The organism is Paenarthrobacter sp. NPDC090517 (assembly GCF_044769165.1).
Lineage (GTDB): Bacteria > Actinomycetota > Actinomycetes > Actinomycetales > Micrococcaceae > Arthrobacter.
On record NZ_JBIVXN010000001.1, the window covers coordinates 625,539 to 637,763 of the forward strand.

At 62.8% G+C, this 12,225-nt stretch carries 12 protein-coding genes; 5 read left to right on the plus strand and 7 right to left on the minus strand.

All coding sequences use genetic code 11. From position 1 onward, the window contains the following. Positions 1-52 precede the first annotated feature (52 nt). Entirely contained in the window at positions 53-721 is a 669-nt protein-coding gene (locus ACIQTW_RS02885) for a DUF1684 domain-containing protein (RefSeq protein ID WP_402933514.1), read from the plus strand. Here ACIQTW_RS02885 and ACIQTW_RS02890 read toward each other — a convergent pair. After that, complete coding sequence (locus ACIQTW_RS02890; protein WP_402933517.1) at positions 718-1,914, minus strand: SLC13 family permease; 1,197 nt, start codon at positions 1,912-1,914, stop codon at positions 718-720. The two genes, ACIQTW_RS02885 and ACIQTW_RS02890, sit on opposite strands and share 4 nt — an antisense overlap. Before the next feature lie 116 nt (positions 1,915-2,030). On the opposite strand from ACIQTW_RS02890, the gene ACIQTW_RS02895 reads away from it, so the two are divergent. The 3 genes from ACIQTW_RS02895 to ACIQTW_RS02905 all read left to right on the plus strand — a co-directional run bounded on the left by ACIQTW_RS02895 (position 2,031) and on the right by ACIQTW_RS02905 (position 4,104). Continuing rightward, positions 2,031-2,651, plus strand: a complete 621-nt coding sequence (locus tag ACIQTW_RS02895; protein WP_402933519.1) for a DM13 domain-containing protein — start codon at positions 2,031-2,033, stop codon at positions 2,649-2,651. A 100-nt stretch (positions 2,652-2,751) separates the two neighbouring features. Then, on the plus strand, positions 2,752-3,600 hold the full coding sequence (locus ACIQTW_RS02900; protein WP_402933521.1) for a fumarylacetoacetate hydrolase family protein: 849 nt from the start codon (positions 2,752-2,754) through the stop codon (positions 3,598-3,600). An 18-nt stretch (positions 3,601-3,618) separates the two neighbouring features. Then, positions 3,619-4,104 (plus strand): GtrA family protein, encoded by a 486-nt coding sequence (locus ACIQTW_RS02905; protein WP_402933523.1) that lies wholly within the window; start codon positions 3,619-3,621, stop codon positions 4,102-4,104. A gap of 18 nt (positions 4,105-4,122) precedes the next feature. Here ACIQTW_RS02905 and ACIQTW_RS02910 read toward each other — a convergent pair whose 3' ends face one another. The 6 genes from ACIQTW_RS02910 to ACIQTW_RS02935 form a co-directional block, all read right to left on the minus strand. After that, complete coding sequence (locus ACIQTW_RS02910; protein WP_402933526.1) at positions 4,123-5,289, minus strand: cysteine desulfurase family protein; 1,167 nt, start codon at positions 5,287-5,289, stop codon at positions 4,123-4,125. Between the two features lie 13 nt (positions 5,290-5,302). Then, positions 5,303-6,181, minus strand: coding sequence for a carboxylating nicotinate-nucleotide diphosphorylase (gene nadC, locus ACIQTW_RS02915; protein ID WP_402933528.1), 879 nt, complete (start codon positions 6,179-6,181; stop codon positions 5,303-5,305). Further along, a complete protein-coding gene (locus ACIQTW_RS02920; RefSeq protein ID WP_402933530.1) occupies positions 6,174-7,985 on the minus strand; it encodes an L-aspartate oxidase in 1,812 nt (603 codons plus the stop codon). The genes nadC and ACIQTW_RS02920 overlap by 8 nt, the downstream gene beginning before the upstream one ends. A 56-nt stretch (positions 7,986-8,041) precedes the next feature. After that, positions 8,042-9,349 (minus strand): quinolinate synthase NadA, encoded by a 1,308-nt coding sequence (gene nadA / locus ACIQTW_RS02925; protein WP_402933533.1) that lies wholly within the window; start codon positions 9,347-9,349, stop codon positions 8,042-8,044. Then, entirely contained in the window at positions 9,346-10,065 is a 720-nt protein-coding gene (locus ACIQTW_RS02930) for an NrtR DNA-binding winged helix domain-containing protein (RefSeq protein WP_011775198.1), read from the minus strand. The genes nadA and ACIQTW_RS02930 overlap by 4 nt, the downstream gene beginning before the upstream one ends. A gap of 111 nt (positions 10,066-10,176) precedes the next feature. Continuing rightward, positions 10,177-10,650, minus strand: coding sequence for an Lrp/AsnC family transcriptional regulator (locus tag ACIQTW_RS02935; RefSeq protein WP_017200403.1), 474 nt, complete (start codon positions 10,648-10,650; stop codon positions 10,177-10,179). A 174-nt stretch (positions 10,651-10,824) separates the two neighbouring features. Between ACIQTW_RS02935 and ACIQTW_RS02940 the strand changes: the two genes are divergently transcribed. After that, complete coding sequence (locus ACIQTW_RS02940; protein WP_091468278.1) at positions 10,825-12,210, plus strand: amino acid permease; 1,386 nt, start codon at positions 10,825-10,827, stop codon at positions 12,208-12,210. Positions 12,211-12,225: the final 15 nt, after the last annotated feature.

The window sequence follows — 12,225 nt, forward strand, 5'->3', positions numbered from 1 at the left end:
GCACAGCCTAGCTGCGGCGATCCCGCGACACGCACAGGACTAGGCTGAGGGTATGGCTCCCGATCAGCATGACTATTTCGAGGACGACATTCCCACTATGTCAGCGGTTGATATTGCCGACTGGCGCCTGAGGACGTTTGCTCTCTATGACAAGGTGCGTCAACTCGCAGCCACCAACCCGTTCGACGCGCATGTCTTTTGGCGGCAGGAACGGGACCTGATGTTCGCAACCCATCCCGCGTCAGCACTCACAGCAGAGATGAAAGCCTCATTTTCCGGGCTGCGGACCGCTGACTACGATCCCTCCTTCCGCATGTATGCCGCCTTGTCGCCCGAAGGAGCCGGCCAGGAGATGAATGTCGAAACGGGGACTGACGGCGTGGTGCCGTTCACAAGGATCGGCACCCTTGAGCTACCTGGATTGGGCTCCTTGGCGGCCTGGCGTCTACGGAGCTATGGCGGCGGCATCTTCGTGCCCTTCCGTGACTCGACATCCGGCAGGGACGGCGGAAGCTACGGAGCGGGAAGATATCTGCTGGACACCGTCAAGGGCTCGTTCCATGGGACGCGCGAAACCGGTGCCGGGCAAGAGCTCGTGCTGGATTTCAACTTTGCGTACAACCCGTCGTGCGCCTACAACGAAGCTTGGGCGTGCCCGCTGGCTGGACCCGCCAACCGCTTGGCGGCAGAAGTACCTGTGGGGGAACTTTACCTGGGCTAGCCGAACAGCCCACCAGGGCCAAAAAATACGAGCGCCGCAACGGCGGCCAGTATTGTCAGGGGCGCCACAATCAGGCCGAAGAGCGCGTATCCCCTCCACTTGATCAGCACGTTCATCCGCACCAACCTGTCGTGCCATAACAGGGTGGCCAGTGATGCCCAGGGCGTGATCAAGGGCCCCGCGTTGACTCCCACCAAAAGGGCGGCCATCCTCTCGGGGTTTCCTGCCAGTGGCTCGGCCAGCAGGTAGGCAGGGAGGTTGTTGACCACATTGGAGCCAAGGGCTCCCGTCATGGCCAGTCTCAGTAGTTCAAGGAACCCCTCCCCCTGCCCGGCCACTTGGCCAAGAAGCAGTGACGCTCCAAGGTATTGGCCTGCCTCGACTACCAGGAAGAGGCCACAGGTAAACAGCAACAGCGACCACGGAATCAACGTCACCCTGAGCACCTTGGGCCTACGGACTGCGAACGCTACCGCGAGGGTGGCCGCAGCTGCCCCGGCAGGAATCCAGATGGCAACTCCGGATACCAGAGCCGGCAACAGCAGCAACAGGACCACGGCGCTGAGGATCAGCAAGACCCTGTCGGTGGTTGCCGTGGACGAAGTTCCTTGGGCTGGACGGGTGAAATCACGCGCATAGGTCTTGCGCAGTTCGCGCCGAAAAACGATGGCCACGAACACCAAAGGGACCAGGACGGCTGCTAACGACGGCGCCCACATCAGTTGGGCGAACTCTGCGGGACTGATTCCGCCCAGGTTGTGTTGCGCCAAGAGGTTGGTCAGGTTGGAGATGGGAAGCAACAAGCTGGCCGTGTTGGCGAGCCACACCGTGGTCAGGGCAAAGGGAAGGACGGGCAGGCCCGCTTGGCGGGCAACGGTGACCACTACGGGAGTGAGGAGCACCGCCGTCGTATCCAGCGACAGGAAGACAGTGCTCAAGGTCGCAAACAAAGCCAAAAGCAACCACAGAAGGATGCTGCTCCCACGCCCCCAACCGCGCAGATGGCGGGCTATCCACTGGAAGGCGCCGGCCTCACTGACGAGTTCTGTCACCACCGTCATGGCAACCACGAAGCCAAGGATGGGTGCCACCCGGTCCACCAGCACCGCCACTTCCTGCCATGGCAGGACACCCGTGGCCACGGTGATCCCACCAGCCACAAGGAGGACCAACCCAATGATCGCCAGACGCATGGAACGGATTCTAAGCCCGGCCCCTGTGTCCTTCCTCCGCGCCACGAGGACAACGCGTCATCGAACCGTAAGCCTTGGAGCACCCGCATCGGTCCTGCGAAGCCTAGCCTTGGAGCATGAACACACTGTGGAGCATGATCCGATTCCGGAGACTGGTCCGGGCCCACAGGATCCTTGCGGCCGTGGCAGGTTTGGTGATCCTTTTAGCGGTGGTGGCGGGAGCCGCGTTGTTCCAGCCGTGGCGCCTCTTCACCAGCAGCAGCCTCAATGAAGCGCTGCCCGCTGCACCGTTTTCTGCGGGCTCGGGACCTAGCGACAAACCCGCAGCCTCAAGCTCAACGCCGTCCGCAGGGTCCGTTCCCGCGGCGCCGGTTCCCACACCGCCCGCCCCTGTAACTCCGGTGATTCTTAGCTCGGGTACTTTCCAATCCCAGGAGCATGAGACCAATGGCACGGCCCATCTGGTGAAGCTCGCCGATGGTAGCCATCTGCTGCGACTCGAGAACCTGGCCAGCAGCGACGGTCCGGACGTCAAAGTCTGGTTGAGCAGCCTGGAGGCCGGCGGTGACTGGTTCAAGTACCGTTCCGGACGATACGTGGATCTGGGTGCTATCAAAGCCACGCACGGCAACCACAACTACGCCATCCCTGCTGGGACCGACGTCGCCGGGCTGATGTCTGTGGTCCTATGGTGCGACCGCTTCAGCGTTGCGTTCGGATCGGCTCCACTGACCTGACGCGCTGGAAGGCCCGCTCTGCGCGCCAAAGTTGTGTCGAAGGGCGTAAAACAGGCCTCGCAACGTCGGGTGAAGCCCAAGGAGGACGTAGGATGTCCTCATGACTTCACCACTTCCCCGTCGCATCGCCCGTGTCCGGCCCACCTCTCCCCAGGCAACCGACGAGCAGTTCTTCGTGGCCAATGACGCTACGGAGTTCGACTCGTTCGCCGGAACACAGTGGACCGTGGTGGAGTCCCCTTTCCCGGGATCGAGGGCGAACGCGAACAGTCCTGACAGGGAGGGATGGGAGCTTGGCGATGTGGTCAGCGAGGATTCGTTCAACTTCCTGGCCCCGTCGTTACCTGTCAACGTCTTCGGCATGGCCCACAACACCGGGCAGCCTGGCAGGGACCTGCCTCCCCAGGCCTTCCACAAAGCAGCATCCAGCGTCATCGGCCCCGGTGAAGCAATCCAACTGAGCTCCACCGTGGGCTATGTGGACCCGGAGGCTGAACTGACCGTCGTCGTCGGGCGTGCCGCGCGAGGTTTGACCCTGGAAACGGCGCGGTCCGCAATCCTTGGATACACCATCGGCAATGATGTCTCCGCCCGAGACCTCCAGAAGACCGACGAACTCTGGATCAGCGCCAAAAGCCAGGACACGTTCACGCCCGTCGGCCCGTGGATGGTCACGGACCTGGATGACTCGAACCTTGAAATCGGCATTATCCACAACGGCCACTCCCTCAGGACGGCCAGTTCAGCGGATCTCGGTTGGAAAGTGGACGAGATCATGGTCTATCTGACCTCGTTCATGACCCTCCGACCCGGCGACCTTGTGCTCACAGGGTTCCCGGCAGAGTGTGCCCGAATCCAACCCGGCGACACCGTAGTGTGCCGTGTGGAAGGAATCGGCGAGCTTCACAACCCCGTCACAGGCGCTTCCTGGGAAGACCTGACTGCATAGTGTGTCAGGCTTAACTCCATGGAGATAGCTGCGGAAGCCACTGAGCTGCGCCCGCCTCCCTCCCCTAAACTCCCACGCAAGCGGCATCGCGGCGTCCTGAAATACCCAGTGGTCCGGCAATTGATCCGCTTCACCGGGGTTGGTGTCGTATGCACGGCAAGCTCCCTGGCCATCTATGCTTTGCTGCGGCCTTGGATTGATCCCCAACTGGCCAACGCTGTGGCACTGATCCTGACGTCGCTGATGAACACGGCCCTGAACCGCCGCCTGACTTTCAAAATCACGGGCCGCAAGAAGCGCACGCAGGATCACCTGAGTGGAGTGATCGTGATCTGCATTGCGCTGATCATTACCGGCGGGAGCTTGGGCGTCCTGCATCTCCTCCGGCCCGAAGCCACTGTCACGGAAGAGCTTTGGACCACGACTTTGTCCGGGTTCGTGGCCACGGCCGTACGGTTTACCCTGTTGCGGCACTGGATTTTTCGGCGAGCCCGGCACGTATAGCCAGCCCGGCCGCCGGTTCTAGCCTGGCTGCGGTGCCGCCAGGTTCCGGACACGTCCGACGGCGGTTTCCACGGCAACAGCGGCCTGTTCCAGTTCGGCGTCAGTGACAGTTGACGTGAAGCTGAAACGCACCGCAGTCTGTGCCGTTTCAGGGGCGATGCCGAGGGCAACCAGCACCGGTGAGGGCGCGTCCGATCCTGCCGCGCAGGCTGAGCCACTGGAACACAGCACACCAAGCCGCTCAAGCTCAAGCAGCACAGACTCGCCGCTGGTGCCCGGGAAGCAGAAAGAAGCCACTGAGGGCAGCCGTTGGCTACGGTGACCCGTGAGCACGGCGTCCGGTACGGTGGCGAGGATCTGATCGATGAACTGATTCCTCAGAGCGGAAACCCGCGGGGCCTGTTCGGGTTGCTCGGCGTGGGAAAGCCTGAGGGCCGTGGACAGTGCCACGGCCCCGGCCACGTTCTCTGTGCCAGAGCGCCTTGACCTCTCCTGGCCCCCGCCATGCACCAGTGGTTCCACGCGAAGACGGCCCTTGGTGAACAGCACACCGGATCCCTTGGGCGCACCAAGTTTGTGTCCGGACATACTCAATGCGTCCACGCCAAGCGCTTTGACGTCCAGCGGTAACCATCCGGCGGCCTGAACCGCGTCAGTATGGAAAGGCACGCCGTGCTCCCGCGACAGCTTTACCAAGGCGGCAATCGGCTGGATGGTTCCGATCTCATTGTTGGCGTACATGATGCTCACCAAAGCGGTTTCAGGCCTAATCGTCGCTCTCAGGTCGTCGATCGACACCAGGCCTTCTCCATCGACTGCAAGCACGTCCACGGCGAACCCGTGCACTCGTTCCAGGTAGCGGGCCGACTCTTCCACCGCGGGATGCTCGATTGCGCTGATGACCACCCTGTTCAGCGAAGGGTCGGACGCCTGGCGGGCCAAAGCAATGCCTTTGAGGGCAAGGTTGTCCGCCTCCGTGCCTCCCGAGGTGAAGGTCACCTCACCGGCACGGCAGTTCAGGACCTTCGCGACGCCGGACCGCGCCTCTGCGAGCGCATCTGCTGCCGCTTCGCCCAGGCTGTGATGGCTGGAGGGGTTGCCGAACTCGCCGCTCAGATACGGCCACATGGCTTCGAGGGCCTCGCGGCGGACCGGAGTGGTGGCTGCGGCGTCGAGGAAGATCATGGCGGAAACGCCTTCAGTTCTGTGTGGCTTTGAGTTCGATGTCGAGTCCGAGGTCGAGCGCGGTCACGCTGTGGGTCAGGCCTCCGATGGAGATGACGTCCACGCCCGTCGAAGCGATTTCGGTGACGGTGTTGATGTTCACGTTGCCGCTGGCTTCCACGATAGCCCGCCCGTCCACTTGCTTGACTCCGGCCCGGAGCTCGTCAAAGGAGAAGTTGTCCAGCATGATGGTGTCCACACCGGCCGCCAGCACCGGTTCGATCTGCTCGGCTCTGTCCACTTCGACTTCGAAGTGTGTGGTGTGGCCGAGCTGGGCTTTGGCGGCAACCAGCAGCTCGGTCAGCTTGGTGGGATCGCCTCCGGTCATGACGGCCAAGTGGTTGTCCTTGGCCAGAACGGCATCGGAAAGGCTGTAGCGGTGGTTCGCTCCCCCACCGCAGCGAACCGCGTAGCGTTCCAGGACACGAAGTCCGGGCGTCGTCTTGCGGGTATCAGTGATCCGCGCACGCGTCCCTTCCACGAGCCTCACGAATTCCGCGGTCTTGGTGGCGATTGCACTCATCCGCTGCACCAGGTTCAGGCCCACTCTTTCGGCAAGCAACACTGAACGGGCCCTGCCGCTGACCCGCGCGAGGTGGGTTCCGGCGTCGAACGCATCACCGTCAGCGATCAGCAGCTCAACCTGGGTGTCCGGGTCCACAAGCTTCATGGCGTCGCGGAAAACCGTACCGCCGCTGAAGATTCCCGGGACGCGAGCATTCAGCACGGCATCGGCCCGCGCGTCGGCGGGGATCAGCAGTTGCGAGGTGATGTCTCCGCTGGGTGCGTCCTCGGCGAATGCCCGTTCCAGGATGTCCCGGACGGGGGCTGCGGGGAGGGTCAGGTTAGTCATGGACTAGGCTCGCTTTCCGACTCATGGTGTAACGCTTGTCAAAATCCTCGACGGCGGCTGGTTCGCTTACGCTGTCACTGCGGTAGTGCGCACCCAGCGATTCCCGACGCTCCCGGGCCGCATGGACGAGCAACTGTGCCGCCAACATCAAATTGGAGTCCTCATGCTCCCGGGCATCAACGGAGTCCGGAACATTCAATGGCAGCACCCCACTCTCCCACTCGCCAAGAGCTTCGGCGGCCTCACCCAACAACTCCCCGCTCCGGAGCACGCCGGCCTTGGCCGTCATGAGGCGGCGAAGTGCCTGCCGCGAAAACCCACCGGACTCTGCCGATTGAGCGCTCACGTAACCAGCCACATCATCCAGCGGCGCAGGAGGCCCCGACAGCGGACGTCCGCTGTCAACAACCGGTAGTTCCGGAGGTCCCGACAGCGCCGTTGTCGAGTGAGCGCCCGAACCGGCCGCCGAGCTTGCGAGGCGATCGCCGGTACGAGGCTCGAGCGCAGGCGCCAAGGGACCTGTGGAACTACCCCCGAGGAACGCTTCCACAGCCCGCCGCCCGAAAACGAGGCCTTCAAGCAGGGAGTTGCTGGCCAGTCGGTTTGCACCTTGCACACCAGTACATGCGACTTCACCGGCAGCGAGCAAACCAGGAACAGATGTCCGGCCGTGAAGGTCGGTCACCACACCGCCCATCCAGTAGTGGGCCGCTGGTGCGACGGGAACAAGTTGGCGGGTCCAGTCGACGCCGGCCTGGCGCGTCCGTTTGCTGAGGGTGGGGAAGCGCTTGGCCAGGAAGCCTTGGCCTCGCTGTTCTTCGATCACGGTGGCGTCGAGGAAGACATGGCCGTTGGGGTCGCCGAGTTCCGCCAGGTGCAGGGCGATGCTGCGGGAGACGACGTCCCTTGGCGCAAGTTCTGAGTCGGGGTGGTAGTCGGGCATGAACCGGTGCCCGTTGGCGTCGACCAGGATGGCACCTTCGCCCCGCACTGCTTCGGAGATCAGCAGCGGGTCTGTGTTCCCTTCTGCTTCCCTTGCCGCGGCCGGGATCACCATGCACGTGGGGTGGAACTGGAAGAACTCAAGGTCCGCAACGGCCGCTCCTACACGCCATGCGAGCGCCAAGCCATCTGCCGTGGCTACAGCAGGATTGGTGGTTTGGGCAAAAAGCTGCCCGGCTCCGCCTGTTGCGAGGAGGACGGAGTCGCCGTGGACGCCAAGGTGGCGTCCGTCGTGGAGGAAATTTGCTCCCACAACGCGGCCGCCCTGTGGTCCGCCCAGCGAGAGCGACGTAACCTGGGCATGCCCGATGACTTGGATCCTGCCCGCGGCTTGGAAATCCAGGACTGTCCTGATCAGCGCGGCCGCCACCCCGGCGCCGGTGGCGTCGCCGCCGGCGTGCAGGATGCGCGGAGCTGAATGGGCGGCTTCGAGACCCAAGGCGGGGTCGCCGTCGTCGTCGAGGTCGAACTGCACGCCGAACCGTCCCAGCCCCGCGATGTCCAACCGCGCCTCGGCGCACAACACCTGTACTGCTTCTTCGTTGCAGTGGCCCGCCCCTGCTTTGAGGGTGTCAGCAATGTGCGCAGCCACCGTGTCACCGGGGGCAGGCTCGTCCAGCACAGCAGAGATCCCACCCTGGGCATAGTAGGTGTTGCTGTCCGCGAGCGCACCCTTGGTCAGCAGCACCACTTCCGCGCCGGCTTCTGCGGCAAGCAGCGCGGAGTACAGTCCGGCAATTCCGCTTCCGACGACGATCAGCCGCTTGGGGGCGGGTCCTCCAGCAACGCTCGCTGTAGTCATGTGAGGCTCGATTCGGCTAGTGCGGTGTGATCTTTCTGGTGGGGTGCTCAGCTGGCTTAGGCGGGCTTGGCAGCCAGCATGCGCTCCAGCGCAATCTTGGCGTTTTCCTGAACTGAGTCGTCCACGGTAATGCGGTTGACGATGCGTCCTTCCACAAGTTCCTCAAGGACCCAGGCGAGGTAGCCGGGGTGGATGCGGTACATGGTGGAGCACGGGCAGATGACGGGATCGAGGCAGAAGATGGTGTGTTGCGGGTTTTCAGCGGCGAGCCGGTTCACCATGTTGATCTCGGTGCCGATGGCAAACGTGGTGGGTTCGGTGGCGGCAGCGATGGCCTTCTTGATGAAATCGGTGGAACCGGCGGAGTCGGCGGCGTCCACTACCTCCATGGGGCATTCGGGGTGGACGATCACCTTGACGCCCGGGAAGTCCAAGCGGGCTTTTTCGATCTGGCCCACGTTGAAGCGCTTGTGGACTGAGCAGAACCCGTGCCAGAGGATGACGCGGGAGTCCAGCAGCGCTTGTTCGTCGTTGCCGCCGAGTTCCTTGCGCGGATTCCACATGGGCATCTGTTCCAGCGGGACGCCCAGTGCTTTGGCCGTGTTGCGGCCCAAGTGCTGATCGGGGAAGAACAGGACCCGCTGGCCGCGTTCGAAGGCCCATTCCAGGACAACCTTGGCATTGGACGAGGTGCAGACAATCCCGCCGTTCCTTCCACAGAACGCCTTGAGCGCAGCGGAAGAGTTCATGTACGTGACGGGGATGACGGGTACACGCCCGGATGCGTCCGCGTCCGTACCGAATATTTCCTCCAACTGCTCCCAGCACTCCTCAACAGAGTCTTCGTCTGCCATGTCCGCCATGGAGCAACCCGCAGCGAGGTTCGGCAGGATCACTGCCTGTTCAGGGGTTGAGAGGATGTCCGCTGTCTCGGCCATGAAGTGGACCCCGCAGAAGATGATTGCTTCGGCGTCCGGCTTGGTCAGTGCTGCGTTGGCGAGCTGGAACGAGTCGCCGACGAAGTCTGCGTATTGGATGACTTCGTCTCGCTGGTAGAAGTGGCCCAGGATGACGGCGCGGTCCCCCAGCGTCGCTTTGGCGGCCCGGATGCGGGCGTCAAGTTCAGCGTCGGTGGCCTTCTTGTACTCTTCAGGCAGCTGGCCTTGGCGCGGCGTGGCCTGGGGCGCTACGTCATCGCTTGAGGCGCCTGGGCCGTAGGCGGGCTCACCGGCAAGGGACTCTGCAAGGTCGTACTCCCATGGGCCCCTGGCCAGGGCCGGGCTGCACGTGGACCCTGCGCGGGAGAGGCCCTTCTCGGCTTCTTCGCGAGTGATCAGCTGGACGGCAGTGTTGACGCTGCTCATGGTGTACTCCTGTTATCTGGCCCGAGGCCGGGCGTGCCGGTAAAGCGGTAGAGGCGTGGTGGGCGGTGTTTTCCGCCTTGGAGGTATTCACCGGTTTCTTCGATTTCCGGTGTTGCCTTGACGTGCCTGCGGAAGTTGGCGGGATCCAGCTGGCGGTCCAGCACAGCTTCGTAGACTTCGCGGACCTGGGCGAGGGTGAAGAACTCTCCCAGCAGGTGGTAGGCGATGGACCCGTAAGCCATCTTGTTGCGGAGCCGCCAGAGGGCGTAGTCCACGATTGCGTTGTGGTCAAAGGCCAGTTCGCCGAGCCGGTCTGCCCGGAACCAGCGCACATTCTCGGATTCATCGGCGAGGGCAGCTTCGGTGGGTTGGACCAAAGCCCAGTACACGATGGAGACGACCCGCTGGGTGGGCGACCTGTGGAGGCCTCCGAACGCGTACAGCTGCTCAAGGTAGTGGGGTGCCAGACCGGTGGTCTCGCGGAGGTTTCGCGATGCCGCGTCCTGTAGCGATTCGTCGTGGGCCAACGGCCCGCCCGGGAGAGCCCACATGTCTTTGTAGGGCTCGCGGATGCGGCGGACCAGAGGTAGCCACAACGTGGGTCGACCTGACTTCTCACTGGGGCGGAGCGCGAAAATCACCGTTGAAATAGCCAACGACGGCGGTGCGAGCCGCCTCTCGGCGACGTTTGCTGAGTTGGTGTTCACGGCGTTCACCTCGCTTCATCGCCGTCCCAAAACCACTCCCGTATAGCGAAGCGTTAGTTAAAGTCATGTTGACTAGAACTAATGGTACGGCTCAACTGGTGGTTAGCAAAATGCTTTACGTCACACCTGCTTCACGGCCGCTTCCATCAGCGGCAAAGTGCGGCCCTGGATGTGACTGTTCAGGACAATGACAGACGAGCACCGGACCACCGACTTGGTTGCGATCATGGCATCGAGCACGCGCTGCATATCCGGGTTGGACCGCGCCGCGATCCTCACCATAAGGTCCGAGTTTCCCGTGACCGTGTGGACCTCGATAATCTCCGGGATGGCGCTCAGGCTTTCGATGATGGCGTCGTGGCCAATCTCCTGCGTGATGGTCACCGAGCAGAAGGCCACCACCGGAAAACCGAAATTGGCGGGATCCGGCTGCGGAACCCAGGAACCAATGACCCCGTTCTCAATCATCCGGTCAATTCGGGACTGCACCGTAGCCCTTGCGACCCTGAGCACGCGGGAGGCCTCCAGCACTGAGGATCGCGGTGAATCAGTGAAGAAACGTACAATTTTTGCATCAAGCGCATCGACCAGCATCAAAGTTCCTGTCCCCGGGGATCCGTACCCATCACATCGCTAAAGCAAAAAGTGATGTATCTTACAAACTGCGAGAATTATTCCACGGCTCTTGCTGCGTCGTCGACGCCTGCGTGCCAAGCCCATGAGGCCAGCACGCCAAACCAGCATGTAATCCATAGAAGGTAGACACGTATGACAACGAAGTCCATCGCGGCTCCTGCCCCAACATCCGGCCTCGGCCACTCACTCAAACCTCGCCAGCTCACCATGATGGGGCTCGGCAGTGCGATCGGGGCAGGCCTCTTCCTCGGTTCAGGAGCGGGCGTCCAGGCCGCTGGTCCCGCAGTGCTTATTTCCTACCTCGTCGCCGGGACGCTGATCATCCTGGTTATGTGGGCCCTCGGCGAGATGGCAGCTGCCAACCCGAACAGCGGCGCGTTCTCCGTGTACGCAGAGAAAGCCATGGGCAAGACCGCCGGAGGAACCATCGGCTGGCTGTGGTGGCTCCAGTTGGTGGTGGTCATTGCCGCTGAAGCTATCGGAGCAGCCGGACTGCTGTTCTCCATCTGGCCCGTCATCCCCGTCTGGGTCCTTGCGCTGGTCTTCATGGTGGTCTTCACGGGAATCAACCTGGTGGGCGTCCGCAACTTCGGCGAGTTCGAATTCTGGTTCGCCATCCTCAAGGTGGCCGCAATCGTCATCTTCCTGCTGATCGGCGCAGCCTTGCTGTTCGGCTGGCTGCCAAACGTCCCATCCCCCGGGTTCTCAGCATTTGGCGACTTTGCTCCCAACGGTATTGGGGGCATCGCCGCCGCCTTGTTCGTAGTGATCTTCGCGTTCGGTGGAACCGAGATCGTCAGCGTTGCTGCTGCCGAAACCGAGAACCCCGCCCACAGCGTGGGCAAGGCCATCCGCACGGTGGTCTGGCGCATCCTGGTCTTCTACATCGGCTCCGTGTTTGTCATCGCAGCCGTTCTTCCCGTGGGCTCGGAGGGCCTGAAGTCCCCGTTCGCCGGCGTGCTGGACCTTGCGGGAATCCCCGGTGCCGGCGCGGCCATCACCCTGGTAGCAGTCGTTGCCCTGCTGTCCGCCCTCAACGCCAATCTCTACGGCGCCTCCCGCATGATTTTCTCCCTCTCGGAGCGCGGGGAAGCTCCCCGCTTCCTGTCCCGCCTCAGCGGCTCAAAGGTTCCCGTTGCCGCCGTCGGAATTTCGGTTGCCTTCGGCTTCATCGCAACGGTCCTTGAACTACTGTTCCCGGAGAAGATCCTGCCCGCCTTGCTGAACCTCGTGGGCTCCACGTGCCTGGTGGTCTGGGGTACCGCACTGGTGTCGCAGTTCATCCTGCGCCGCAGGGCTGACCGGGACGGCACGGAGCTGCCGCTGCGCATGAAGGGATTCCCCTTCCTCACCATCGTCGGCCTCGTCCTGCTGGGCCTGATCCTGGTGGTGGGCTTCGCCAACCCGGAAAGTGCCGGACAGCTGATCGGAACATTCATTTTGATCCTGGTCATAGCCGCCGGTTGCTTCATCAACGCCAAGTCAAAGGCCGCCAAACACTCCACATCCGTCGAGTAACCAACTGTTTATCAT